Source organism: Streptomyces flavidovirens DSM 40150 (assembly GCF_000429085.1).
Taxonomy (GTDB): Bacteria; Actinomycetota; Actinomycetes; order Streptomycetales; family Streptomycetaceae; genus Streptomyces; species Streptomyces flavidovirens.
Genome location: NZ_AUBE01000005.1, coordinates 94,311 through 119,685, shown reverse-complemented (window position 1 = coordinate 119,685; position 25,375 = coordinate 94,311). Strand labels below are relative to the sequence as shown.

At 72.0% G+C, this 25,375-nt stretch carries 24 protein-coding genes; 14 read left to right on the top strand and 10 right to left on the bottom strand.

The annotated features are described in order from the left end of the window. Positions 1-8: 8 nt before the first annotated feature. The 3 genes from G412_RS0109880 to lnt all read right to left on the bottom strand — a co-directional run bounded on the left by G412_RS0109880 (position 9) and on the right by lnt (position 3,070). Positions 9-806, bottom strand: coding sequence for a 3-hydroxybutyrate dehydrogenase (locus G412_RS0109880; RefSeq protein WP_028811970.1), 798 nt, complete (start codon positions 804-806; stop codon positions 9-11). A gap of 55 nt (positions 807-861) precedes the next feature. Continuing rightward, a complete protein-coding gene (locus G412_RS0109875) occupies positions 862-1,341 on the bottom strand; it encodes an NUDIX hydrolase (protein ID WP_028811969.1) in 480 nt (159 codons plus the stop codon). A 112-nt stretch (positions 1,342-1,453) separates the two neighbouring features. Further along, complete coding sequence (gene lnt / locus G412_RS0109870; RefSeq protein WP_028811968.1) at positions 1,454-3,070, bottom strand: apolipoprotein N-acyltransferase; 1,617 nt, start codon at positions 3,068-3,070, stop codon at positions 1,454-1,456. Positions 3,071-3,316: 246 nt separating this feature from the next. On the opposite strand from lnt, the gene G412_RS33750 reads away from it, so the two are divergent. Continuing rightward, a complete protein-coding gene (locus G412_RS33750; protein ID WP_051338230.1) occupies positions 3,317-4,420 on the top strand; it encodes an O-antigen ligase family protein in 1,104 nt (367 codons plus the stop codon). A 450-nt stretch (positions 4,421-4,870) separates the two neighbouring features. On the opposite strand, the gene G412_RS0109860 is transcribed toward G412_RS33750, so the two are convergent. Both G412_RS0109860 and G412_RS0109855 read right to left on the bottom strand, forming a co-directional pair. Continuing rightward, complete coding sequence (locus G412_RS0109860) at positions 4,871-5,434, bottom strand: hypothetical protein (RefSeq protein WP_028811967.1); 564 nt, start codon at positions 5,432-5,434, stop codon at positions 4,871-4,873. An 83-nt stretch (positions 5,435-5,517) separates the two neighbouring features. Further along, a complete protein-coding gene (locus G412_RS0109855) occupies positions 5,518-6,303 on the bottom strand; it encodes a glutamate racemase (RefSeq protein WP_028811966.1) in 786 nt (261 codons plus the stop codon). Between the two features lie 58 nt (positions 6,304-6,361). Here G412_RS0109855 and G412_RS0109850 point away from each other — a divergent pair, with 58 nt between their 5' ends. Beyond that, positions 6,362-7,552: a glycosyltransferase gene (locus G412_RS0109850; RefSeq protein ID WP_028811965.1), complete on the top strand. Its 1,191-nt coding sequence runs from the start codon at positions 6,362-6,364 to the stop codon at positions 7,550-7,552. Between the two features lie 16 nt (positions 7,553-7,568). On the opposite strand, the gene G412_RS0109845 is transcribed toward G412_RS0109850, so the two are convergent. Continuing rightward, on the bottom strand, positions 7,569-8,852 hold the full coding sequence (locus G412_RS0109845) for a TerD family protein (RefSeq protein WP_078606887.1): 1,284 nt from the start codon (positions 8,850-8,852) through the stop codon (positions 7,569-7,571). Between the two features lie 259 nt (positions 8,853-9,111). On the opposite strand from G412_RS0109845, the gene G412_RS0109840 reads away from it, so the two are divergent. From G412_RS0109840 to G412_RS0109830, 3 genes are all read left to right on the top strand, one after another. After that, positions 9,112-9,579, top strand: a complete 468-nt coding sequence (locus G412_RS0109840; RefSeq protein ID WP_028811963.1) for a DUF6643 family protein — start codon at positions 9,112-9,114, stop codon at positions 9,577-9,579. A 53-nt stretch (positions 9,580-9,632) separates the two neighbouring features. After that, the gene (locus tag G412_RS0109835; protein WP_028811962.1) at positions 9,633-10,466 is read left to right on the top strand and encodes an MOSC domain-containing protein; all 834 of its coding nucleotides are present in this window, start codon (positions 9,633-9,635) and stop codon (positions 10,464-10,466) included. Between the two features lie 132 nt (positions 10,467-10,598). Beyond that, positions 10,599-13,004: a right-handed parallel beta-helix repeat-containing protein gene (locus tag G412_RS0109830; RefSeq protein WP_028811961.1), complete on the top strand. Its 2,406-nt coding sequence runs from the start codon at positions 10,599-10,601 to the stop codon at positions 13,002-13,004. On the opposite strand, the gene G412_RS0109825 is transcribed toward G412_RS0109830, so the two are convergent. Continuing rightward, the gene (locus G412_RS0109825) at positions 12,974-15,373 is read right to left on the bottom strand and encodes a hypothetical protein (RefSeq protein ID WP_425274463.1); all 2,400 of its coding nucleotides are present in this window, start codon (positions 15,371-15,373) and stop codon (positions 12,974-12,976) included. The genes G412_RS0109830 and G412_RS0109825 overlap by 31 nt on opposite strands. A 167-nt stretch (positions 15,374-15,540) precedes the next feature. On the opposite strand from G412_RS0109825, the gene G412_RS0109820 reads away from it, so the two are divergent. Together G412_RS0109820 and G412_RS0109815 are read left to right on the top strand one after the other, a co-directional pair. Further along, complete coding sequence (locus G412_RS0109820; RefSeq protein WP_028811959.1) at positions 15,541-16,392, top strand: DeoR/GlpR family DNA-binding transcription regulator; 852 nt, start codon at positions 15,541-15,543, stop codon at positions 16,390-16,392. Positions 16,393-16,452: 60 nt separating this feature from the next. Beyond that, positions 16,453-16,941: an SRPBCC family protein gene (locus G412_RS0109815; protein WP_028811958.1), complete on the top strand. Its 489-nt coding sequence runs from the start codon at positions 16,453-16,455 to the stop codon at positions 16,939-16,941. A gap of 29 nt (positions 16,942-16,970) precedes the next feature. Here G412_RS0109815 and cds1 read toward each other — a convergent pair whose 3' ends face one another. Then, complete coding sequence (cds1, locus tag G412_RS0109810; RefSeq protein WP_028811957.1) at positions 16,971-18,107, bottom strand: L-cysteine desulfhydrase Cds1; 1,137 nt, start codon at positions 18,105-18,107, stop codon at positions 16,971-16,973. Between the two features lie 291 nt (positions 18,108-18,398). Here cds1 and G412_RS33745 point away from each other — a divergent pair, with 291 nt between their 5' ends. Further along, positions 18,399-18,743 carry a hypothetical protein gene (locus G412_RS33745; protein WP_051338228.1) on the top strand — a complete coding sequence of 115 codons (345 nt, stop codon included), beginning with the start codon at positions 18,399-18,401 and terminating at the stop codon, positions 18,741-18,743. A gap of 166 nt (positions 18,744-18,909) precedes the next feature. Then, positions 18,910-19,440 carry an ATP-binding protein gene (locus tag G412_RS0109800; RefSeq protein WP_028811956.1) on the top strand — a complete coding sequence of 177 codons (531 nt, stop codon included), beginning with the start codon at positions 18,910-18,912 and terminating at the stop codon, positions 19,438-19,440. Positions 19,441-19,681: 241 nt separating this feature from the next. Here the strand turns inward: G412_RS0109800 and G412_RS0109790 are convergent, their stop codons facing one another. Then, complete coding sequence (locus G412_RS0109790; protein WP_028811955.1) at positions 19,682-20,914, bottom strand: ROK family protein; 1,233 nt, start codon at positions 20,912-20,914, stop codon at positions 19,682-19,684. Positions 20,915-21,022: 108 nt separating this feature from the next. Between G412_RS0109790 and G412_RS0109785 the strand changes: the two genes are divergently transcribed. From G412_RS0109785 to G412_RS0109770, 4 genes are all read left to right on the top strand, one after another. Next, complete coding sequence (locus G412_RS0109785) at positions 21,023-22,261, top strand: MFS transporter (RefSeq protein WP_028811954.1); 1,239 nt, start codon at positions 21,023-21,025, stop codon at positions 22,259-22,261. A 72-nt stretch (positions 22,262-22,333) separates the two neighbouring features. Next, positions 22,334-22,684 (top strand): SCO4225 family membrane protein, encoded by a 351-nt coding sequence (locus G412_RS0109780; protein ID WP_028811953.1) that lies wholly within the window; start codon positions 22,334-22,336, stop codon positions 22,682-22,684. A gap of 72 nt (positions 22,685-22,756) precedes the next feature. Then, the gene (locus tag G412_RS0109775) at positions 22,757-23,491 is read left to right on the top strand and encodes a maleylpyruvate isomerase family mycothiol-dependent enzyme (RefSeq protein WP_028811952.1); all 735 of its coding nucleotides are present in this window, start codon (positions 22,757-22,759) and stop codon (positions 23,489-23,491) included. Positions 23,492-23,670: 179 nt separating this feature from the next. After that, positions 23,671-23,949 carry a DUF6332 family protein gene (locus G412_RS0109770; protein WP_028811951.1) on the top strand — a complete coding sequence of 93 codons (279 nt, stop codon included), beginning with the start codon at positions 23,671-23,673 and terminating at the stop codon, positions 23,947-23,949. 56 nt (positions 23,950-24,005) lie between these two features. On the opposite strand, the gene G412_RS0109765 is transcribed toward G412_RS0109770, so the two are convergent. Continuing rightward, positions 24,006-24,755, bottom strand: coding sequence for a TetR/AcrR family transcriptional regulator (locus G412_RS0109765; RefSeq protein ID WP_028811950.1), 750 nt, complete (start codon positions 24,753-24,755; stop codon positions 24,006-24,008). A gap of 141 nt (positions 24,756-24,896) precedes the next feature. Here G412_RS0109765 and G412_RS0109760 point away from each other — a divergent pair, with 141 nt between their 5' ends. After that, positions 24,897-25,358 carry a nitroreductase family deazaflavin-dependent oxidoreductase gene (locus tag G412_RS0109760; protein WP_037648262.1) on the top strand — a complete coding sequence of 154 codons (462 nt, stop codon included), beginning with the start codon at positions 24,897-24,899 and terminating at the stop codon, positions 25,356-25,358. Positions 25,359-25,375 lie beyond the last annotated feature (17 nt).

The following is a 25,375-nucleotide window of genomic DNA, read 5'->3' as shown; positions in this document are numbered from 1 at the left end:
TCAACCAGCTAGTGAGCGGTCCAGCCGCCGTCGAGGGGCAGTGAAGTTCCGGTGATGAACGATGCCTGCGGACCGCACAGGTACGCGACCGCCTCGGCGACCTCGTCCGGTTCGAGGAGGCGCTTGAGCGCCGAGTCCTTGAGCAGTACGTCGGCGAGTACGCGTTCCTCCGGCAGCCCGTGGGCGGCCGCCTGGTCGGCGATCTGGCGCTCCACGAGCGGGGTGCGGACGTACCCGGGGTTGACGCAGTTCGATGTGACGCCGTGCTCGGCGCCTTCGAGCGCGGCGGTCTTGGAGAGCCCTTCGAGCCCGTGCTTGGCGGCGACGTACGCCGACTTGTAGGCGGAGGCACGCAGTCCGTGCACGGAGGAGATGTTGACGATACGTCCCCAGCCCTGTCCGTACATGTGCGGAAGCGCTCCCCGGATCAGCCTGAACGGCGCCTCCAGCATCACGGTCAGGACGGTGTGGAAGACGTCCGGCGGGAACTCCTCGATGGGGCGGACCAGTTGGAGGCCCGCGTTGTTCACCAGAATGTCCGTGCCCGCCGCCGCCTGTTCCGCCGCGTCGAGGTCGGTGAGGTCGAGGGTCTGCGGCTCCACCACTCCGGCGAGGCCCCGTGCCTGCCCGGTGAGGGCCTTGAGCCCTTCCGCGTCCCGGTCGACGGCTCTGACCTTGGCTCCGGCGGCGGCGAGCCGCAGCACGCAGGCACGGCCGATGCCGCCCGCCGCGCCGGTGACGAGCGCGGTACGGCCGCCGAGGTCGAGTCCGGGGTGGTGAGCGGGGTGTGTGGTGGGCGCGGTCATGGCCACGACCCTAGGCAGCGCTTCCGTCGGCACCGATGTGGTCGTGACCCATACTTCAGAGCTGAGTGGTGGGCTCGAACCATGTGGGTTCATCGGTGAGGGCCTGCTTGATCCTCAGGAGAGCGAACGCGTGCAGGTCCGGCAGGGAGTCCACCGAGAACCAGGCCACGTCCAGCGACTCGTCGTCGTTGACGCGTGCCTCACCGCCGACCGCCCGGCACCGGAAAGTGATGTCCATGTACTGGCACCGGTCGCCGTTCGGGTACTCGACCGGCTTCAGCGCCTGTACGAGAACGACGCGTTCCGCCACGCACTGCACGGCGGTCTCCTCGTACACCTCGCGCACGGCCGCGGCCGCCGGCTGCTCCCCCGGCTCCGGGATGCCGCCGATGACCGACCACTTGCCTGTGTCGGCGCGACGGCCGAGCAGCACTCTGCCCGCGTCGTCGAAGACGATGGCGCTGACGCCCGGCAGGAAGAGGAGCTGGTGGCCGGCGGTGGCCCGGAGCTCGCGGATGAATTCGGGAGTTGCCATGGCCCGACCCTAACGGGCCCTGCCTGACGGGGAACTCGCCCGGAACGCACAGGGTCGCGCAGGGATCGCACAGGAAACTCACAGGGGAATTCACGGGGAACTCCCTGGGGGCTTACACGGACGTACCCCGGCGGGCCCGTACACCGCGGAACGCGGCCCACCCGAGACCGGCTCCGGCGAGCACCACCAGTACGCCCTCGGGGATCGTACCGAGACGCGTCGCGGGGGTCAGCGAGGAACGCAGCGGCACCTCGGCGACCAGTGCGTCCGGCGTGAACATCCGTGTCTTCTGCACGACCTCGCCGTCCGGCTGGATGACGGCACTGACTCCACTGGTCACGGGAACGACAACAGCCCGGCTGTGCTCGACCGCCCGCACCCTGGACATGGCGAGCTGCTGGTACGTCATCTCGCTGCGCCCGAAGGTGGCGTTGTTGCTGGGTACGGTGATGAGCTGGGCCCCACCCGTGACGGTGTCCCGCACCGCCCAGTCGAAGGCCGCCTCGTAGCAGGTGGCGAGCCCCACCTTGGTGCCCGCGAGGTCGAAGACGCCCACCTTGTTCCCCGGCCCGAAGTCCCTGCGTACCCGGTCGACGTCGGAGCTGAAGAGCCGTACGAAGGAACGCATCGGGATGTACTCGCCGAACGGCTGGACATGCCGCTTGTCGTACGTTGCGACAGGGCCGCGCTCCGGGTCCCATTCGATGAGTGTGTTACGCAGCTTTCCCGTCTCCGGGGTGAGTACCGCTCCCACGACCGTCGGTGCGCCGATCGCGCGAACGGCGCGGTCGATCACCGTGCGGGCGTCGCTGTTGCGGTAGGGGTCGAGGTCGGAGGAGTTCTCCGGCCACAGGACGAAGTCCGGCCGGGGCACCTTGCCGGCTTCGACGTCGGCGGCGAGCTGTTCCGTGCGGCGTGCGTGATTGTCCAGTACGGCCCGGCGCTGTGCGTTGAAGTCGAGGCCCAGGCGCGGCACGTTGCCCTGGATCGCGGCGGCCGTCGCGGTGCCGTCCTGCGCGGAGTCGTCGACGAGCGGCACGGCGGCCAGGGCGGCCGTGACCGGCACGATGATCGTCAGAGCGGCGACGGCAGCCCCCCGGCGAGGCAGTTCGCCGGTCGTGTGATACGTGAGGAACCGGCGCACCGCTTCGTAGAGTCCGAAGCCGCACAGTACGACCGCGAACCCGAGCACCGGGGTGCCGCCGACCGCGGCGAGGGGCAGGAAAACGCTGTCCGCCTGCCCGAAAGCGATCTTGCCCCAGGGGAACCCGCCGAACGGTACGCGCGCCCGGACCGCCTCACCCAGGATCCACACGGCCGCGCCCCATACCGGCCACAGCGGCAGCCGCGTCACCATGGCGATACCGGCACAGCACGCCGCGACGAACAGCGCCTCGGCGGCGGCGAGCGCCAGCCACGGCACCGGGCCGACCTCCTCGCCGGTCCAGCTGAGCAGCGGCAGCAGGAAGCCGAGACCGGCGAGCAGACCCAGCCCGAACGCGGCTCGCGCCCTGCGCCCGTACAGACACCGGGCGAGCAGCGCGAAGCCGGGCAGCACCAGCCACCACAGCGGGCGGGGCGGGAAGCTCGCGTACAGGAGCAGACCGGAGAGAACGGCCGCGGCCGGGGCCACGAGCCGGGTCAGCATTCTTCTCCCGCGCGGGGTGGCATCGGAGTGCGGGGCCAGCTGTTCTGCGGGCTGGTTCATGGCGGTGGGGGTGGCGCTCACCAGGCGGAGTCTACGGTGGCCGGGCGGGGTAGGGAGAGGGCGGTCCTGGCATGTGAAGCAACGTTCCCGCGCTTCTGAAGCAACGTTCCCCTTCTGATGCAACGTTCCTGCGCTTCTGAAGTAGCGTTCCTGCGCGATCTGTACACAAATCATCGTCCCTGCCATTACCGTGTGCGCCAGCCCCTGGCACCCAGCCCGGTCCGGCCGTGGTGGGCGGGGCCCGTCTCAGGTCGGGGGGTCGACGGGATGGCCGCACCGGCCGTACGGTCCGGCGCGCGCGAACGCGGCGCTCTCACCGATGCCGCCGGAGTCGTGATCCTCGGCGGCTGCGCCGTCTGGTCGCTGGTCGCCGCGGCGGGGCGGGAGGCGAGGCCCGAAGGCGTGCTGCTGGCCGTGCTCGCCGTCGCCGGGGGTTACGCCTGCGGCCGGATCTGTGGCTCGCTGCTGCCGGTCGCCGCCGCGTCGGCCGCCGCACTCACCGCGCTCGCCCTGGCAGTCCCGCTGCGCGCGGGCCATGGCTTACCGGGTGACCTGGCGGGCGCGGCCGCCGCCGGGGAGCGGTTCGGGAGTACGGGCGCGAGTGCCGCACTTCTGGCGCTGGCCTCGGGCGCGGCCTGCTGTGCGGCGTGGGCGGCGCGGCCGCGGCCGCTGCGGTTCGCGCTCAGGCTGCTGGCGCTCGGTGTCGCCGTGGCGGCGCTGGTGCTCGGTTCCGTCGCCGGGTTCGCGGCGGCGCTCGGTGTCCTGCTGTGTTCGCTGGCGGCGGGCCGGGTGCCCCGCCGGGGCGCGGGGCTTGTGGGCCTTGCCCTGGTGGCGGGGCTCGTGGTGGGTGGTTCGTGGGCGGTGACCGAGGACGCGCTGCCGCGCGGTCTTACGGTCTCGCTGGAGGGGCCGCTGACGGTGAACCGGGTGCTGCTGTGGCGGGACGCGCTCGACCTCGCCAAGCAGCATCCGACTCGCGGCGCGGGCCCCGACCGGTTCGGCAGGCTCAGCCCCACCGCGCAGCAGACGCCGCAGTCCGACGGCAAACCCCATTCGGCGCCGCTGCAGCTGGCCGCCGAGCAGGGTGTTGCCGGGGTTGTTCTGCTGGGCGCCGCCTTCGGCTGGCTGCTGTACGGGTTGTGGCGCTCGCCCCGCGACACCCCGGTGGTCCTGAGCGCGGCGGTGGCGCTCACCGCCGTCGCGGCCCTCGCGGGCGTCGGCAACGCGCTCAGCTTCACGGCGGTGACGGCGGGCGCGGGGGTGCTGGCCGGGCTGGCGACGGCGCGGCGGCTGTCGGACGACGGGGGTGGCGGTGGTGGGGGTGTGGGCCCTTCGTGGGCGGGGTCGGGGGCGGGGGCGCGCAGCCGTTAGACCAGCGGTGTGGCCGACGGCTTTTTCCCCACCCCGCCCCTTCCCGAAACCGGGGCTCCGCCCCGGACCCCGGTCCTCAAACGCCGGACGGGCTGCACTCACCGTAAGCGCGGTCGCGCCCGCTGCGGCTCGCAGCACATGCGCGGGCGACGCGCCCGGTCACGGGCACGGGCCCGTACGCGGGCACGGACCGTTCACGGCCGCCGACCCGACGCGGGCACGAACCCGCACGCGGCATGAACCGCACGCGGGCACGAACCGCACGCGGACGCCGACCCGTACGCGGCACAAACCCGCACGGCGGGCACGGACCCACACCCACACGCCAACCCGCACGGCAGGCACGGACCCACACGCACACGCCGATCCGAAAGGCGGGCACAGACCCGCACGTGGACACCGAGCCGTTCGAGAGGACGGTCGGCCCGTGCGTGCCTGCCGCCGAGCTGGTCAGCTTTCGGCGGTTGGGCGGGTTGCGGTGGCGTGCAGGCGGGCGCGGATGATGCGTACCGCCGTCTCGGCGTCGTCCACGGTCACCGTGAAGATCCGGCCGTCGCCCAGACGCAGGACGACTCCCTCGCCCCTGCGGACGATCACGGCCATCCCTTTTCCGGGACGCCAGCGATAGCCCCAGCCGCCCCACTGCCGTGGCGTGACGCTGGGCGCGAACTCAGCCCGCACCACGTGGGCCAGCGGGATGCGACAACGCGGCAGGCCCATGTGGCCGCAGCGGACCTCGAGCGCGTCGCTGTCGACCTTGACCGCCACGTGAACGAAGGCGAGCGTCCCGAAGAGGATGAGCAGGCCCGCCGCCAGGCAGCCGACGACCGACATCACCAGCGGGACGAGGCCCGAAGTCCAGGTCGAGTCGACGGCCAGCTTGATACCGAGCGCGAGGCAGCCGGCGCCGGCGGCTGCGAGCAGCCACTGTGCGCGGTTGGTCGCGCGTCCGGTCCAGATCGCGGGAAGAGGCTCCGTGGTACGACGCCCCTCGCTGTGGGGGTGGTCCCTCATGCGCAGCAGCGTACTCACGTTCCGCATCGCGGGCAGCGCCAGGCATGGCGGCGCCAGGCACGGCCGCCCCCAACCGGACGTGATCAGCGCGCGGCGTCGACCGTGTCCAGCAGGCGGCCCTCGGCGTACGCGAGCGCGGCGCCGGGCAGCGCGGCGTCCCTGCCGCCGATCAGCACGGTGAGACCTGCCACGGGTGCGGCCGCGGGGGCGGGCGCGGCGCCGATGCGGCGCAGCGCCTGCGCGGCCACGGCGTCGGCGGACCCGTGGAGCACCACGGGCGGCAGTCCGTGCGGCTGAACGGCGGCGCGGATGCGCTCGGCGACCAGTTCGTAATGGGTACAGCCCAGGACAACGGCCCTTACATCGCGCGGCGTAAGGGCGGCTGCCGCGGCGATGGCCCGGTCGATACCCTCCTCGTCGGCCCACTGCACGGCGTCGGCGAGGCCGGGGCAGGGCACTTCGGTGACGGCGGCGCCGTCGGCGAAGTCACGGATGAGGTCGCGCTGGTACGGGCTGCCCGTGGTGGCGGGCGTGGCCCAGATGGCGACGGACCCGCCGCCGGCGGCGGCCGGCTTGATCGCGGGCACGGTACCGATGACCGGGATGCCCGGCTCCAGCGCCGCGCGGAGCGCGGGCAGGGCGTGCACGGAAGCGGTGTTGCAGGCCACGATCAGCGCGTCCGGCCGGTGCGCGGCGGCGGCGCGTGCCACGGCGAGTGCGTGCTCGGTGATTTCGGCGGGCGTACGCGGTCCCCAGGGCATGCTGTCGGGGTCGGAGGAGAGGACCAGATCGGCGTCGGGCCGCAGCCGGCGCACCGCGGCGGCCGTCGGCAGCAGGCCGATTCCCGAGTCCATTAGCGCGATCTTCACCCGGTCACCATAGTCGACCGGCCTCGCGCGGCCGCCGGGGTGGTGCAGACTGCGGCGAATGACCGCTGTTGCGTGGATTGCCGTGGGATCGCTGGCCGCGTGGGGGTGGCTGCTGCTGGGCCACGGGTTCTTCTGGCGTACCGACCAGCGTCTGCCGCGCCGCGAGGAGCCGGACGTATGGCCGGATGTCGCCGTGGTCGTCCCGGCGCGCGACGAGGCGCGCGTGCTTCCCCTGAGCCTGCCGTCGCTGCTCGCACAGGACTATCCGGGCCGTGCGGAGATCATTCTGGTCGACGACGGCAGCGAGGACGGTACGGGCGCACTGGCGCGGGAGCTGGCTGCCCGGCGCGGCGGGCTGCCGCTGACGGTGATCTCCCCCGGCGATCCGGAGCCGGGCTGGACCGGGAAGCTCTGGGCCCTGCGGCACGGCATCGCGCTGGCCCGTGAGCGGGGGCGCGAGGACGGGCGCGAACCGGAGTACCTGCTCCTTACGGACGCCGACATCGCGCACGCGCCAGGGAGCCTGCGCGAACTGGTGGCCGCCGCCTGCACCAACCACCTCGACCTGGTCTCCCAGATGGCGCGGTTGCGTGTTGTCAGCGCGTGGGAGCGGTTGGTCGTTCCCGCGTTCGTGTACTTCTTCGGGCAGCTCTATCCGTTCCGGTGGGTCAACAGAACGGGGGCACGGACCTCGGCGGCCGCGGGCGGCTGTGTGCTGCTGCGCACGGAGGCCGTCGTACGCGCGCGCGTGCCCGACTCGATCCGCCAGGCGGTGATCGACGATGTGTCCCTCGCCGGAGCGGTGCGGCGCAGTGGCGGCAGGATCTGGCTGGGGCTCGCCGACGGCGTGGACAGCGTGCGCCCGTATCCGCGGCTCGGCGATCTGTGGCGGATGGTGTCGCGCAGCGCGTACGCGCAACTGCGGCACAGTCCGCCGCTGCTCGCGGGAACGGTCGTGGGGCTCGCGCTGGTGTATCTCGCGCCCCCGCTCACGCTCTGCGCCGGTGTGCTGTCGGTTGACGGTGTGGCGGCATGGGCGGGCGGCCTGGCATGGGCGGTAATGACCGCTACGTACCTTCCTGTGCTGCGCTACTACCGGCAGCCGCTGTGGCTCGCTCCGCTGCTGCCGTTCACCGCTGTCCTCTACCTGCTGATGACCGTCGATTCCGCCGTGCGGCACTACCAGGGGCGGGGCGCGGCCTGGAAGGGGCGTACGTACGCTCGTCCTGAAGCCGCGCCCGAGCGCTGAGCGGGCCGCCGGAGGGTCACTTTCTGCCGGGCGACCAGTTCATGCCCCACCCGTAGGCGTGGTCGATGGTGCGCTGGGGGCTGACACCGCGTTCCGGTACGAGATAGCGCGCTTCGCGGCGCACGGTCAGATCGCCGCCCTCGTTGGTGATGAGGGCGAGCGCCGCGACGGTGGACGGCACGGTGCACTCGTCGAGCGAGAAGTCGATCGGTGCTCCGTTCTGCGGCGTGAGGGTGACCGTGGCGTGCAGGTCGGCGAAGGAACGGGCCCCTTCGTAGACAGCGACGAAGATGACGACGCGACGCAGCTTGTCCTGGTGGTCGAGGTTGATGGTCAGGTTCTCGCCGGTCCGCACGGATCCGGTGCGGTCGTCACCGTCGAGCTGGATGTACGGCGGCTGCTGCAGCGACCCGAAGGCGTTGCCGAGCGCCTGGACAACCCCCTTGCGGCCGTCGGTGAGTTCGTAGAGGGCGCACAGGTCGAGGTCGAGGTCGCCGTGCATGGCGACGGCCCTGCCGAGCTTGGCGGCCCAGCCCTTGAACTGCTTGCGCACTTCCCAGTTGAGGTTGACGCGCATCATGCCCGTGGTGCCGCCCCGCTTGGTCAGGGAGACAGCGGGTGATTCCTTGGTGAGCGTGATCTTGCTGAAGCTCACGGGAGCGGACGGCGGCGGGACCGGGGGCGCGGCCGGTGTCGCAGCCGCGACCGGCGCCAGGACCGGTGCGGGTGCTGGTGCCGCCGCCGTCGCGGATGCCTGCTGCTGGGGCTCGTCGACGCTGATGCCGAAGTCCGTGGCCAGCCCCTGGAGTCCGCTGTCGTAGCCCTGGCCCACGGCGCGGAACTTCCACGCGCCCTGCCGCCGGTAGAGCTCGCCGAGGACGAAGGCCGTTTCGTCGCTCGCGTCCTGGCTGTCGAACCGTGTGATCTCCGTGCCGTTCGTCGCGTCCAGCACCCGGACGTAAAGGCCCGGCACCTGCCCGAAGTTGCCGCTGTCCGCCGAGGCCGCCACCACGACGGTCTCCACGGCGGCCTCGACCCGCGCGAGGTCGACGGAAAGCGTGTCCGTTACACCGTCCCCGGCAGGGGTCTTCCCGTCGTGCCGTACCGCGCCCGACGCGTGCGCGGGCTGGTTGTAGAAGACGAAGTCGGCGTCCGTACGGACCTTTCCCGACACCAGCAGGAGAGCGGAGGCGTCGACGTCCGGTACACCGGCACCTGAACGCCATCCCAATTCGATACGCACAGCCTGCGCCGGCACCGGCACATTGGTTCCTTTAAGCATGGACATGATCGCCCCCATCGCGGCTGCGGGTGTCTGAGGATTTGTGTACGGCCAACGTATTCCCCCGCGTTCCGGGGCCCCTCGACGACGGGCTCAAGATCACCCACCGACCTCGGGTAACCCATGGCCAGCGCACTCTTTACACGATCCCAACGCCGCGCGGCGACCGTTTTTCCCAAGTTCGCTCGGATTAGGGATCCGCCGTCACTCCTAACTCGTAAAACAACCCTCTTATCGGGCTCCCCAACCACAACATCTTCGGCTTAACTTAGGTGCCATGACCTCCCCCCGCGCCACCTACGGCGGCGGTTACTACTCCGCCCCGTCCTTCCCGGACACCCCGATCTACGACTCCCTCGTCGCAGAGCGGGGCACACCCCAGATCGCTCCCATCCGGGTGCCCGCGGCGTACGACACCGGAAACAGCTATCTGCCGGCTCTCCCAGCGGCGCTTCCCGCGCTTCCCCCGGCGCCTTCCTACTACTCCCCCGCTCCTTCGTACGGCTACCCGCAGCAGGCCGCGCCCCAGCCGGCGCCGCTCCAGCACGCGCCCGCGCCGTACATCCCGCAGCAGGCATCGGGCCCGCGCGGCTACCCCGGCCCGCAGCAGTACCAACAGCAGCAGCCGCGCCAGGCCGCTGCCACCGGGTACGAGGCGATGCGCCCCGCGGCGCCGCGTCCGATGCCCGCGGCCACGCCGTACGACGACCCGTACAACCAGCAGTACCAGGGCCGGGGGTACTGACCGGATACTGACCGGGCGTACGACTGTCAGACCCGGCTGGCAGGATTGGCCGCATGCCGAATTCCCTGCTGCACGCGGTCCATGTCTATCCGGTCAAGTCGGCGGCGGGGTGTGCGCCGGGCGAGGTGAGGGTCGAGCCGTGGGGTCCGGCCGGGGACCGCAGATGGATGCTGGTCGACCCGGCCGGCAAGGTCGTCACGCAGCGTCCGCAGCCGCGCCTCGCGCTCGCGCGCGCCGAGCCGCTGCCGGACGGCGGGATACGGCTGTCCGCCCCCGGACGCGAGCCGCTGAGCGTGACGGTGCCCGAGCCCGTGGCCACGGCGGTCGCACAGTTCCCGAAGGACAAGGTGGAGGCGGTCGAAGCGGACGCGGAGGCGCACGCCTGGTTCAGCGACTTCCTGGGCACCGAGGTGCGTCTCGTCCATCTCGACGACCCGGCGCGCCGCCGTCCCGTCGCCCCGAAGCACGGCAGGCCTGGCGAGACCGTGAGTTTCGCCGACGCCTACCCCCTGCTGGTCACCACCCTCTCGTCGCTCGACGCCCTGAACTCCCTCATCGCGCAGGGCGACCACGCCGACGAGGGCCCGCTCCCGATGGCCCGTTTCCGGCCGAACGCCGTCCTGGACGGCACGGCTCCCTGGGCGGAGGACGGCTGGAAGCGGATCGCGATCGGCGACGTCACCTTCCGGATCACCGAGCCCTGCGCCCGCTGTGTCGTCACCACCACCGATCAGCGGACGGCCCAGCGCGGCAAGGAGCCTCTGCGTACGCTCGCCAGGCACCGGCGCTCCGGGGACAAGCTGCTCTTCGGCCAGAATCTCGTACCGGAGACGACCGGAACCATCCGGGTCGGCGATCCGGTGAGAATCCTCGAACAGGCCTCCTGACGGTACGAACAGCGCCACCGGACGACGGCGTCGTGAGCACGGCTGACCGGTCAACTCGCCCGCCCCGCGCGCGCTACGGTGGAGCAGCCAGTTCATCAGTACGTCTGCACAAGGTGGGGGCACAGCAACGCCATGGCACAGGGCACGGTCCAGGTGACGCACACCGGCACATCGCGGTGGCGGCGCCGCACAGGCGAGTACGCCTCCCTCGCCGCAGCCCTGGAGGCCGCGGGGGACGGCGATGTGCTCACCGTCGCCCCTGGTACGTACCGGGAGAACCTCGTCGTCGAGCGCGCCGTGACCCTGCGCGGCCCCGAGGGGACGGCCGGTTCGGTGCGGATCGCCCCCGTCGACGGTGTGGCGCTGACCGTGCGCGCCTCCGCCGTGGTCCAGGACCTCCACATCGAGGGACAGGACACGGCCGCCCCTGCCCTGCTCGTCGAGGACGGCACCCCCGAGCTCGTCGATCTGCGCATCGTGACCCGTTCCGCCGTCGGCATCGAGGTGCGTGGTGCGGCCCGGCCGACCGTGCGCCGCTGCACCGTCGACAATCCGGCGGGCGTCGGCATCGGCGTACTGGAGGGCGCGGGCGGGGTGTTCGAGGAGTGTGAGGTGGTCGCGGCCGGCCAGTCGGGCGTCTCGGTGCGCGGCGGCGCGCACCCGCGTCTGGACCGGTGCCGTATCCACCACACGTCGGGAGCGGGCCTGTCCGTGAACGGCGAGGGCAGCGGCCTGGAGGCCATCGGCTGCGAGGTGTACGAGGTCAGGGGCACCGGCGTACAGGTCGCCGCCCGCGCCTCGGCCCACCTCACCGACTGCTCCGTGCACCGCACTTCGGCCGACGGTGTCACCCTCGACACCGACGCCGTACTGACGCTCTCCGACTGCGACATCCACGACATCCCGGAGAACGCGATCGACCTGCGTTCGCGTGCGGTCCTCACCCTCACGCGTTCCACGGTGCGCCGGTTCGGCCGCAACGGACTGTCCGTGTGGGACCCCGGCACGCGCGTGGACGCCAACCAGTGCGAGATCCACGACAGTACGGGCGACTATCCGGCCGTCTGGATCAGCGACGGCGCGACGGCGGTTCTGGAGGGCTGCCGGGTGCACGACGTACCGGACGCGCTTTTCGTCCTCGACCGGGGCTCGCGCGCCGATGTCGTCGACAGCGACCTGTCCCAGGTGCGCAACACGGCGGTGTCCGTGAGCGACGGCGCGACCGCGCAGCTCGACGACTGCCGGATCCGCGAGGCGTCGACCGGTGCGTGGTTCCGCGACCACGGCAGCGGCGGCACACTCTCCGGCTGCACCATCGACGGGGCGCAGACCGGTGTCATCGTCACCAAGGGCGCCGACCCGCGCATAGAGCGCTGCACGGTCACCTCGCCCGCCGAGGCGGGTTTCTACGTCTCCGCCGAGGGCCGCGGCACGTTCCACGGCTGCCGGGTGACGGGGAGCAGCGGTTACGGCTTCCATGTGATCGACGGCTGCCGTACGACGCTCACCCGCTGCCGTACGGAGCGCTGCGCGCGCGGGGGTTATGAGTTCGCCGAGGACGGGCCGCTCGTCGAGGACTGCACCAGCGACGAGAGCGGCGTACGGGCGTCGGTTCCGCAGACCCCCGCCGTGCTGACCGCGACGCAGACCACCGGGCTGCTCGGCGCGGTCCCCGGGCAACGCGCCACCGAGCCCGTGACGGGCCTTGCGCCGGACGCGGAGCCGGTCCGTACACCCAACGCCGTGCTCGGCGAACTGGACGCTCTGGTGGGCCTGGAGAGCGTCAAGCGCGAGGTGCGCGCTCTCACCGACATGATCGAGATCGGCCGGCGCCGCCAGGAAGCCGGCTTCAAGGCCGCCTCGGTCCGCCGGCATCTGGTCTTCACCGGTTCGCCCGGCACCGGGAAGACCACGGTCGCGCGGCTGTACGGCGAGATCCTCGCCTCGCTCGCGGTGCTGGAGCGCGGTCATCTCGTCGAGGTGTCGCGGGTGGACCTGGTCGGCGAGCACATCGGCTCGACGGCCATCCGTACGCAGGAGGCGTTCGACCGGGCGCGCGGCGGTGTGCTGTTCATCGACGAGGCGTACGCCCTGTCCCCGGAGGACTCGGGGCGCGACTTCGGCCGGGAGGCCATCGACACGCTGGTGAAGCTGATGGAGGACCACCGGGAGGCGGTCGTCGTCATCGTCGCCGGGTACACGGCGGAGATGGAGCGCTTCCTCAGCGTGAACCCCGGTGTCGCCTCGCGCTTCTCGCGCACGATCAGGTTCTCCGACTACGCGCCGGAGGAGCTGCTGCGGATCGTCGAGCAGCAGGCCGAGGAGCACGAGTACCGGCTCGGTACGGGAACGGCCGAAGCGCTGTTGAAGTACTTCACCGTGCTGCCCAAGGGACCCGCGTTCGGCAACGGCCGTACCGCCCGCCAGACGTTCGAGTCGATGGTGGAGCGGCATGCCGGACGGGTCGCCCGGCTCACCGAGATGAACACGGACGACCTGACCCTCCTCTACCCCGAGGACCTGCCGGAACTCCCCTGATCAAGCGGCGTGTCGGTCCGCTGCCGGGGCACCCCGCACGGCGACAGCCGGTCGAGCAGTGCGGTCCTTTCCTCGTCGAACGCGGGATCGTCCTGGTAATCGGAATGGCCGAGCACGGGAGCGGGCAGCGGCTGTTCCCTGGTACGTCCGTAGGCGAGCGGGTCCTTGAGCGCTGCACGGTCCACGTCGGGCCCCTGTCCGCCCTTCACGCGCACGGGTCCGCCTATGGGGTCGGTACGGCGCCACAGGTTCCGCCAGCACCGCACCTCGTGACTCAGCGCTTCGAGACAGGCGGGACCGAAGAACGCCGGGAACCACCGCCCGTACAGCCGCTCCAGCGGTGAGCCGTACGTGAGCAGTGCTACCCGGCGTCTGGTGCGCTGTGGCAGCTGCCAGACCGCGGCGGCCGACAGCACGCTGCCCTGGGAGTGGCCGGAGATGACGAGCCGTCCGCCGGTACGGTCGGTCCAGCTGGCCATCCGCCAGGTCAGATCGGGCACGGCCCGCTCGGCGTAACAGGGTGGCGCGAAGGGGTGGGAGGCCCGCGGCCAGAAGGTGCCGACGTCCCAGAGGATGCCGATGGTCCGCCGGGCGGCGGGGTCGCGGTAGGCCCGGCGGCCCCACGTGACGAACAGTATGAAGCCGAAGCCGATCAGCCAGGAGCCGAGCGCCTGTGCGGCCTGCGCCGCCGAGGCGACGAAGTCGGCGGTGCCCGACGCGGCCCTGCCCGGCACCTTCCCCGTCACCCAGGCACCGAGGAGCGCGGCGGCTCCGAGCAGAAAGGTGGCCCCCGAGGTGACACCGAGTATCGCGGGCCCCCGGTCGGTGAGTGCGGCCATGGCGCGGATCCTCGCGATGCGACGCGTGCGTACGAAGTCGGGCTCCGCGTCAGGGTACTCCGCCTCGATGTCGTCGGCCATCGCCCGCCGGGAGCGCCAGGTGCGTACGGCGAAGAAGGCTCCCATCGCCAGCAGGACGACGAGCAGGGGCGGGATGACGGAGGCCTGCCACGTGAGCAGCACCGGGGGTCCTTCGATGGTGCCGCCGGGTTCCCCCGGTGTGCCGGCTCCGTCGAGCCAGTCGGCGACGCGCTGGGCGACGCCGCCGGTCATGACGCCGCCGAGCGCGCAGGCGAGCATGGCGGTGGCGGGACCGCCGAGTCCGCGCATCGCCGTACGCGCGTCGGGAACCCTCCGGTACATGGTGAGCGCGACGGCGGCGAGCGCGACGACCAGGCCGCCCTGGGTGAGGGCGATGATGCCGAAGGTACGGTCGCCCGGTAGCCGGCCTTCGGAGACCCAGCCGGGGCGGGACCAGGCGGCGTACAGCACGGTCAGGGCCAGCAGGGCGAACGCGGAGCCGGGCAGCAGGGTGGTGACGGCCCGGTCGAGCTTCACGTCGAGGCGGCTTTCGCAGCGGCCTCTGCGGCAGACCACCCACACCACGAGGGCGGCTCCGGCGAGCAGGGACAGTTCGAGCAGCCGGCCGATCGCTTCGGGGAGCGGTCCCGAGTCGCGCCGGTCGTAACGGGCGACCGCTACGGCGACGGCGGCGGCGACGGTGAGGAACCCGGCGGCGGTGTGGGCGGCGCGCAGCCGGGCGACGAGGCGGCGGCCGTACCAGAAGCCGGGCATGCCGAGGGCGGGGCGGGCCGTCGGCTCGTCGGGGTCGGGCTCGGCACCGGCGGGCAGGGGACGCTGGGCCTCGTACGCGCTCCAGGTGCGGTGGGACAGGTACCAGAGCAGGCCGGTCAGCGCGGCGGGTACGACGGCGGCCAGGGCGAGGCGCCGGCCCGGCTGGGCCCACCAGCCGCCCTGCGCGGTGGAGAGGAAGCCGAGCCACGACCTGTCACCGGAGCAGCCGGGGGAGCCCGCGCACTGCCACGCGGTGAGGTCGAGCGCGACCTCGCAGGCGGCGGCGATCAGCAGCACGGTGAGGCTGAGGGCGAGGAGCCGCACCAGCACGCCGTACAGGCGCACGGTCCTGGTGAGGCCGCGGGTGGTGGGCTGCATCCAGTGGGCGAGGTTGGCGACCATGAAAGGCAGCAGGAGCAGCCACAGGGCGCGGGCGCCGTTGCCGGAGGTGAGGTTGCACCAGACGTATGCCTCGGGGACGGGCCGGTCGCGGGGCCGGGCACCGCCCTCCTCCGCGCTGTCCTCCGCTTCGGCGTCATCGGCACGGCGGAACACAGCGGCGGTCTCGTCACCGGTGACCCGGACCGTACGCGGATCGCCGAGCATGTCCTGGGGGGTGGTGCCGCCGACGCCGTGGACCAGAAGTTCGAGCGCGGCTCCTCCGTCGTCGTCGCGAGGCGGTGTGACAGGGGGCACTTCTGTGGCTCGCTCTCGTGGTGGGAGGATCGGGAGAATCGTCTTCCGCGCACGGCGCGGCCGCTCAAGGATCCCGGATCATGGGCGGCCGTGACACGGCACTCGCCGAATCTCACCGAATCTCCCCGAGGTCCGGCTTCCGCGCACCCGTGCGAGGATGAGCAATCCCCAGGCCCGTACAACGGAACGAAGGGACCGGACCGCACGTGACCGACAGTCAGAACCTGCTCGCGGAGCAGCGTCGTGCCTTGATCCTCGACGAAGTCAGACGCCGCGGCGGTGTCCGGGTCCAAGAGCTCACCAGGCAGCTCAACGTCTCGGACATGACGGTCCGCCGGGACCTGGACGCGCTGGCGCGGCAGGGTGTCGTGGAGAAGGTGCACGGCGGCGCGGTGCCGGTGGTCGAGGCGAGTACGCACGAGCCCGGTTTCGAGGCGAAGTCGGCCCTGGAGCTGAGCGCCAAGGAGGACATCGCGCGGGCGGCCGCGGCGATGGCGGTGCCCGGCAGCGCGATCGCGCTGTCCGGCGGTACGACGACGTACGCGCTCGCCCAGCACCTGCTGGAGGTGCCGGACCTGACGGTGGTGACCAACTCGGTGCGGGTCGCCGACGTGTTCCACACCGCGCAGCGGGCGGGCGACGGGAAGGGGCCGCGTCCCGGCGCGGCCACGGTGGTGCTCACCGGCGGCGTACGGACGCCGTCGGACTCGCTGGTGGGTCCGGTCGCCGACCAGGCGATCCGCACACTCCACTTCGATGTGCTGTTCCTCGGGGTGCACGGCATCTCGGTCGAGGCGGGGCTCTCGACCCCGAATCTCGCGGAGGCGGAGACGAACCGTCGTCTCGTGCGGTCCGCGCGGCGGGTGGTCGTGGTCGCGGATCACACCAAGTGGGGCACGGTGGGCCTGAGTTCGTTCGCGACGCTCGACGAGGTCGACACGCTCGTGACGGACGGCGGGCTGTCCGCCGAGGCCCGTGACGAGATGGCCGAGCACCTGCCGGGTCTGGTGGTCGCGGGCGAGCCCCGGTCCGAGGACGCCGGCTCCGCGGACATCTGACAGCAGACAACTGACTGCAGACATCCGGTCCACCACCGAACCGCTGGGGGTACACATCCCATGGCACGCCGACTCCGCCCTGTGGAACTCGACTTCGTCGGGACCGCTCCGACGCGCCTCGTCTTCACGGCCGGCCTTTCCGCGCCACCGGAAGCCGTCCACCGGGCACTCGCCGAGGACGTCACCGGCTGGCCCGCTTGGTTCGGCGCGGTGACGATGTGCCGGCCCACGGCGGGCGGCGCCGGGCGCGAAGTGCGCCTCAAGGGCGGCATCCGCTTCCAGGAGACGATCCTGGCCTCGGAGCCCGGCGAGCGGTACGCCTACCGTGTCGACGTGACCAACGCTCCGGCGATACGGGCGCTGCTGGAGGAGTGGCGGCTGACTCCGGCCGGTCCTGCCGGTACGGGCACACGGGTGCGGTGGACTTTCGCGGCGGCGGGACCGGCGCCGCTCAGGCTGGCGCTGCGCCTCGGCCGGCCGGGGCTGGGAAGAGCCTTCCGCGACGCGGTGCGCGCGCTCGACCAGCGGCTTGCTTCCACGCCCGCGTAGCAGTCAGCGGTCAGCAGTCAGGTCAGCGGTCAGCAGGGCCATTCGCCGGTTGTCAGGAACTGGTCGATCGCGGCGCTGTACGGGGCGATGTCCAGGCCCTGTTCGGCGAGCCAGGCGTCCGAGTAGTACTTGTCGAGGTAGCGGTCGCCCGGGTCGCAGATCAGCGTGACGACGCTGCCCTTGCGCCCCTCCGCGACCATGCCCGCGATGATCTTCAGCGCGCTCCACAGCCCCGTCCCGGTGGAACCGCCCGCCTTGCGGCCGATGGCCCGCTCCAGCGCCCGTACGGCCGCCACGCTCGCCGCGTCCGGCACCTTCATCATCCGGTCGACGGCGCCGGGTACGAAGCTCGGCTCCATGCGCGGCCTGCCGATGCCCTCGATGCGCGAACCGCAATCGCTCGTGGCACCCGGGTCGCTCCGGGTCCAGCCGTCGAAGAAACACGAGTTCTCCGGGTCGGGTACGCAGATGCGCGTGTCGTACTGCATGTAATGGACGTAGCGCGCGATCGTCGCCGAGGTGCCTCCCGTCCCGGCGGTGGCGACGATCCAGGCCGGTTCCGGGTACCTCTCCAGCCTCAGCTGCTGGTAGACGGATTCGGCGATGTTGTTGTTGCCGCGCCAGTCGGTGGCACGTTCCGCATAGGTGAACTGGTCCATGTAGTGTCCGCCGGTCCTGGCGGCGAGGGCGGCCGACTCCTCGTACATCTTCCGGGAGTCGTCGACGAAGTGGCACTGCCCGCCGTGGAATTCGATCAGCCGGATCTTCTCGGGGCTGGTGGTGCGCGGCATCACCGCGATGAAGGGCACGCCGATCAGCATCGCGAAGTACGCCTCTGAGACGGCGGTCGAGCCGCTGGACGCCTCGATCACGGGCTTGCCGGGCCTGATCCAGCCGTTGCACAGGCCGTAGAGGAAGAGCGACCGGGCGAGCCGGTGCTTGAGGCTGCCGGTGGGGTGGGTGGACTCGTCCTTGAGGTACAGGTCGATCCCCCACGCCTCGGGCAGCGGGAAGCGCAGCAGGTGCGTGTCGGCGGAGCGGTTGGCGTCCGCCTGGACCTTGCGGACGGCTTCCTTCAGCCAGGCCCGGTATTCCGGATCGCTGCGGTCCACGTCGATCGTCGCCATGGCGTTGCTGCCGGTACGTGCCTGGTCAGTGGTGCTCATGCGGGCCACTCCTCGTCGTAGCGTCCCCCTGGGCAGCCGTCTGGTCCTGCCCCGGAGACTCCGGTCCCCGGCTGCCACTTTAAGCCTCTCACCTGCACCAACGTTGCCTTTGGGCAGCCATAGGGATCGCTTGTGGGGCGGGTCGGTGCCGGGTGGCACCCAAGGGCGGTGCGCTCACGCGCATCATCAGCGGATCACCGAGGGCCTCTGGTGCGCGGGCCCGGCCTTGTGCAGACTGCCCAGCAGGACACCTGCGCGAAGAGGACACCTGCGCGAAGGGGGCGAAGTGGAATGGCGGAGCCCGAGTTCAGTGCTACGGGCGTACGGATAGGGCGCTGGCCCCGCTCACTGACCAAGGCCGGCCAGGTGCTGGTCAAGGACGGCAGGCTGGTCCTGCTGACGAGCACCGGACTGGAGATCGACAGTGCACCCCTGAGCTCCGTGACCGCGGGGAGGCCGTGGTTCGCCGGAGACGACAGCATGGTGGCCACAGTCAATGGCACCCGGTACCGGCTGACCATGGGTCAGCGCGGGCCCGCCAAGGACGGTGAGGAACTGGCCGGACGGTTCCTGGAAGCCGTGCGCAGCGCACAGGATGTACGCCACGTGCACGGCGTACAGGATTCGCTGGACTGATGGAATGCGAGTTGCGGAGCCGTACCGGCCGGGTGACCCTGGTCTCACATCACTCAGGGTGCAACGGCGGTAACGCTGAGAACCAGCCCCGCCGGACCAAACAGCAGACAGCCACTGCTGGATCCGTCCTTCGTCTTCTTCCGGACCTATTCGGGGAGTCGCAGCCGTGATCAGCGAGCCAAGCAGGCACTGCACGGTGGAGCTCCAGGCCCTGCCGTCGCGGATCGGTCAGGTCCGCAGAATCATCTCGGCGCAATTGCGCTACTGGCATTTGGATCCCTTGATAGACCCGGCGGCGCTCGGCGTCACCGAATTGCTGACCAACGTCCACCGGCACGCAGAGCCGGACAAGATGTGCACCGTGGAGATCGAGCTGCTGCTCGACCGCCTGACGGTGTCCGTCCACGACCACGATCCGCGTCTGCCCACCGTCCGTGCGGCCGGCGCGTCCGAGACGAGCGGGCGCGGTCTCGCTCTGATCGAGGCGGTCAGCGAGAGCTGGGGCGTACGCCCGCAGGGCGACGCCGGGAAGGTCGTGTGGTTCACGCTGCCCACGCCGGCTACCGCCGCGGATCTGCCGCCGTACCCCGTGTACGGAGCGACGACCGACGGACCGTTCTCGCACGCCGGGGCGGATCACGAGGTCATCCCGGAGACGCACGCGCCCACCGCCGCCCGGTCCGCCGTAGTGGGCTGACGGGAAGGCGGGCGCCGCCACCAGGGCCGTTGCCCGCGGCGCGAGCCGCGGGCAACGGCGGTCCTGTTCCCACCCGTACGGCGCAAGAGCAGGCGACGGGATGCGCGATACGGGCATTGCCTCGGGCTACGCGGAGCGCGCGTTCGGCGCGGAGTTCCTCAGCGGCTGACCGTCGGTCGGGCGAACCGGGCGAACCGGGCGAGAGCGCCGTCGCGGGGCGCGATGGGCGAGTACGTCGCGGTCATGCGGGCTCCCGCGAGACCGCGAGCGCGCCGAGCGGGTCGTCGAGTACCGGCTGCCAGGCCAACTCGGCTGCTCCGACGAGGCTGTTGTGGTCCAGCGTGCACGGCAGGATGGGTACGCCGCCGCTTCGTCCCCACAGGCTGCGGTCGGCGACGACGGCGCGCAGCCGCTCGGGGTCGGCGTCGAGCAGCTCGCGGTGGAGGCCGCCGAGGATGATGCGGTCGGGGTTGAGGATGTTCACGAGTCCGGCGAGGCCGAGGCCCAGGCGGTCGATCAGCTCCTCGCCCGCGGCCCGGATCGCCGGGTCGTCGTACTGTCCGCGCAGCAGCTCGCGGGACTGCTGGAGCAGCGAGACCTCGGGGCCGGGGTCGCGGCCGGCCGCGGTGAGGAAGGCCAGCGGGTCGGTTTCGACGTCGAGGCAGCCGCGGCCGCCGCAGTAGCAGGGGCGGCCGTCGGGGTTGACCGTGAGGTGGCCGACTTCGAGTGCGAGGCCCGAACTGCCCGTGTGCAGGCGGCCGTCGACGACCAGTGCGCCGCCGACGCCGCGGTGGCCCGTGGCGACGCACAGGAGGTGCTGGGCGCCGCGGCCCGCGCCGTGGCGGTGCTCGGCGAGTGCGGCGAGGTTGACATCGTTGCCCGCGAAGGCGGGGCCCGCGATGCCGGCGGCGCGTACCTGCTCGGCGAAGATGTCGCGGACCGGGGAGCCGGCGGGCCAGGCGACGTGCAGCGGGTTGAGGGCCGTGCCCTCCGGTTCGGCCACGGCGGACGGCACGGCGAGGCCCGCGCCCACGCAACGGCGGCCGCTCTCGCGCAGCAGTACGGCACCGGCCTCCACCACCGCTCCGAGGACCTGCGCCGGGTCGGCGGAGACCGTCTCACAGCCGGGCGCGGTCGCGACGGTACGGCCGCCGAGGCCCACCAGCGCCGCGCGGTAGCCGTCGGCGTGGATCTGCGCGGCCAGGACGACGGGGCCCGAGTCGTTGACGGCCAGCCGGTGCGAGGGGCGGCCCTGCGAACCTGCCGCCGCTCCCGGCCGGGAGTCGACCTGGATCAGCCCGAGGGCTTCCAGCTCGGCGGCGACCGCTCCGGCGGTGGCCCTGGTGACGCCGAGCTCGGCGGTGAGGACGGCGCGGGTGGGCGCCCGTCCCGTGTGCACCAGTTCCAGGGCGGGCCCGAGCGCGCTCCGGCCTCTCTCCAGCCTCGTTCTGATGGTGGTCGCCTTCCCGTTCATGGGGCCGAGTCTCCCACGCCGGGGAAGATCGTCCGGGTCCGGCTCCGGTTGCCCGTGGCGCTGACCACCTGCCTTGTACGGATTCCGGATGGCCCCTATGGTGACTTTGTGCCGCACCTAAACAAACCACGGACGGCCTTTCCGGGGGGCCAGGGCGCAGACACCGCCGCGGCCTCCCTGTCCCGCCTCCGCACCGCGCTGACCGTGTTCTTCGCCCTCGACGGCTTCCTCTTCGCCGGCTGGGTGGTCCGTATCCCCGCCATCAAGGAACAGACCGGGGCCTCCGCGAGCGACCTCGGCCTCGCCCTGCTCGGGGTGTCCGGAGGCGCGGTGATCACGATGATGCTGACCGGCCGGTTGTGCCGGAGCTTCGGCAGCCACCCGGTGACCGTGGCCTGCGGCGTACTGCTGTCGTTGAGCATCGCGCTGCCCGCACAGACGCACTCGACGCTCGCGCTCGGCCTCGTGCTGCTGGTGTTCGGCGTCTCGTACGGCGGCATCAACGTCGCGATGAACAGCGCCGCCGTGGACCTGGTCGGGGCCATGCGGCGCCCGGTGATGCCGAGTTTCCACGCCGCCTTCAGTCTCGGCGGCATGACGGGGGCCGGCCTCGGGGGCCTGGTCGCGGCGCAACTTCCCGCCCCCGCCCATCTGCTGGCTCTGACGGGCATCGGGCTCGTCGTCACCGCCGCGGCCGGCCCCACGCTGCTCCGCCACCCCGCGCCCACGCCGGAACGTTCGCGGGACCGTTCACCAGAGGCACCGGGGAACGGTCCGCGACCACTCCCTGGAACGGCACGTAAAGCCGTCGCGCTCTTCGGCGCGATCGCGCTGTGCACGGCGTACGGCGAAGGGGCACTCGCCGAGTGGGGCACCCTGCACCTCCAGGAGGACCTCCACGCCCACCCGGGTGTCGCCGCGGCCGGGTACGCCCTCTTCGCGCTGGCCATGGCGGTGGGCCGGCTGAGCGGGACCACCCTGCTCGAACGGCTCGGCCAGACCCGCACCCTCGTCACGGGCGGCTCGCTCGCGGCGGCGGGCATGCTGCTCGGGGCACTCGCGCCCGCCACCTGGGCCGCACTCCTCGGCTTCGCCGTGACCGGGCTCGGCCTCGCGAACATCTTTCCCGTCGCGGTCGCCAGGGCGGGCGCGCTGGCCGGCCCGAGCGGTGTCGCGGCGGCGTCCACGCTCGGTTACGGCGGCATGCTGATCGGGCCGCCCGCCATCGGCTTCCTCGCCGACTGGTTCTCGCTGCCCGTCGCGCTGACGACGGTGGCGATCCTGGCCGCGACCGCCGCGCTGCTGGGGTACTCGGCCCGCGACGCGTCGTCGCACGGACGCACCTGAGTAGGCGCACTCAGGCGGCGCCCTGCTCCCCGAACGCACCCTGGAGGCACCACACTGGACGGAGAGTTCACCATGACCGCTCGACGACCGCACGACATCGCGCGCCTGACGTTCCGCAATCCCGCCTCGCTGGTCTACCTCGCACTGGTCGCGGCGGCCGCGGTGTTCGTCACGGTCGACACCCTCTTCGTGGCCCACGAGGACGCCTCGTTCGCCGGGCTGTGGCTGATCCTCCTCAGCACGCCGACGATCTTCGTCTTCCTCATCGGCGGCGACCTGTTCGGGGAGAGTGTGGCCGAGTCGGCCTGGTTCCTGTACGCCGCCCTGCCGCTCTCCGTGCTCATCCAGGCCTTCGCGCTCGGCTGGTTCGTCCGGCTGCTGCGCGGCGCGTCGCCCGGTGCCGCCCACCCGAAGGGCGCCTGACCGCCGCCGTAACCCCTGATCGTCGCCGTACGCGCCCGGCCGTCGCCGTACGCGGCTGGCACAATCTTCCGCATGGAGATAGCCAGATTCATTGAATCGCTCGACGAACAAGGGCAGTTGATGGCCGCCGCCGCCGAAAAGGCGGGCACCGGCGCCGAAGTACCCACCTGCCCCGGCTGGCGCGTGCGCGACCTGCTGCGGCACACGGGCGTGGTCCACCGGTGGGCGACGACGTACATCGCGGGTGGGCTTGTGGAGCCCCATGCCCCCGGCAGCGAGCCGGACCTGGACGCAGACGCGCTGCTCCACTGGTTCCGGGAGGGACACGCCCTGCTGGTGGCCGCGCTGAGGGCCGCACCCGAGGATCTGGAGTGCTGGACCTTCATGGCCGCGCCCTCGCCACTCGCCTTCTGGGCGCGGCGGCAGGCGCACGAGACGGCGATCCACCGCGTGGACGCCGAGTCGGCGCTCGGCACCGGATTCTCCGCGCTGCCTCAGGAGTTCACGGCGGACGGTATCGACGAGCTGCTGCGCGGCTTCCATGCCCGCGATCGCAGCCGGGTACACACCGAGGCACCGCGCGTCCTGCGGGTACGGGCGACAGACGCGGGCGACGTGTGGACGGTGCGGCTCTCGGACGGGCCGCCGCGCACGGACCGCACCTCGCACGGCACCGCGGACTGCGAGATGAGCGGGACCGCGGAGCAGCTGTACCTGGCGCTGTGGAACCGGCTGCCGCTCTCCGAGGTCGCGGTGTCCGGTGACGAGGCGCTCGCGCGTCTGTGGCGGGAGAAGTCGGCCGTCTGACCGTCATTCCGTCGGTTCGCCCCCGGCGTTCGCGAGAGCACGGCGCACCGAAGAGGCCGGGCCTCGGCGTGCGGCGCACGCCGGCGCACGCCGGCGCCCCGGACTGACCGGCGAGGGGAACGTGCGGCCGACGGGGTGTCTCTTGCCCGTCGGCCGCACACGCTGTGACACTTCGTGGCATGGCGACGAGGACGCAGGCCCAGCGCGACGCGATGACGATCGAGATCGGTTACGCCGTGCTGAGCGCGGCGGTTCTCGCGGGTGTCACCTTCGCCGCCGTCACCGCCCCCTGGTACCTCCTCGGCGCGCCGCCCGGTCTGAACAAGGCCATGCTGGTGGCCGGTTGCGTACTGGCGACGGTCGTGTTCGTCCTGCGGGTCGCGCACGTCCTGTGGGGTTACCGCGGCGCGCCGGGTACGCGGCCCGGTCAGCCGGGACGCACCAGCTCCGGCTCGTAGGCCGGTACGAGCGGCTCCGGACCGGCGCCGCGCTCACCGCACCAGCGGGTGCCTCGTCAGGATCCGTCGTCGCTGTCGGGGGCGGCGAACGGGACGGCGCCCGCCGCCTGACCGCCTGTCAGGCCCACGGCGTGGGCGAGGCTCATGGCGCAGTGGTCGAAGAACCTGTCGCGGTCCTCGACGATCCGGTTGAACTGGCCGAAGACCTCGAAGGAGATCAGCCCGAAGAGCTGCGACCAGGCGGCGACCAGGGCGGCGACAACGGGTGGGGGCAGGTCGGGGGCGACATCGGCCGCGAGCCGCTCGGCCTCGGGGCGCAGGGCGGCGGCGAGGGGCGGGACGGCGAGGCCGCTGTCCAGGTGGGCGTCGCGCGCGACGGAGATGAGGGTGCGGCCGACGCGGGAGGCCGGGCCGACGGTTGTCGTGGGGGCGGTGTAGCCGGGGACGGGCGAGCCGTAGATCAGGGCGTACTCGTGGGGGTGCGCCAGCGCCCAGGCCCGTACGGCCCGGCAGACGGCCACCCAGCGGGCGGGGTGGCCGTCGGTTCGGGCGGACCGGCGGGCGAGGGCGGTCTCGGCGGCGGCGCCCACGGCGTCGTACGCGTCGACGATCAGGGCGGTCAGGAGGTCGTCGCGGCTGGGGAAGTAGCGGTAGAGGGCGGAGGAGACCATGCCGAGCTCGCGGGCGACGGCGCGCAGCGAGAGCTTCGCGGCGCCTTCGGCGGCGAGCTGCCGGCGAGCCTCTTCCTTGATGGCCGCCGTCACTTCGGTCCGGGCTCGTTCTCTGGCTCCGCGCGTGGTGCTCATGGCACAGCATTTTGCCACGCCGGAGAGCACTGACCAATAACGAGAGCATTGCTCTTGCTTTGGAGCAGCGATCCTGTGCACACTGCTCTCAAGCGAGAGCAGTGCTCTCGCAATCGCAGTCCCAGACCGGTGGAGGCCGTCATGTCACAGTCCCAGCCGTACTACCTCAAGGGCAGCCCCATGGCCATCAGGCTGAACAACGCCGTGGGCTGGCTCGCCCGCCACGGCGTCAGCCTGCTCGGCTCGGCCGAACTGTCCGTCCGCGGCCGCAAGAGTGGCCGGACGCAGCGCATCCCCGTGAACCCGCACACCCACGACGGCGCCCAGTACCTGGTCTCCGCCCGCGGCCACTCCCAGTGGGTCCGCAACATGCGCGCCGCCGGCCGGGGCGGACTCAGGGTGGGCCGCAAGGTCCGCGGCTTCACTGCCACGGAGATCCCCGACACCGAGAAGCCGCCGGTGCTCCGCACCTACCTGGAGCGCTGGGGCTGGGAGGTCAACCAGTACTTCAAGGGCGTGACCGCCACATCCTCCGACGAGGAGCTCCTGGCGGCCGCCCCCGACCACCCCGTCTTCCGCATCAGCGTCGCCGCCAAGGGCTGAGAGCGAAAGTCGCCGAG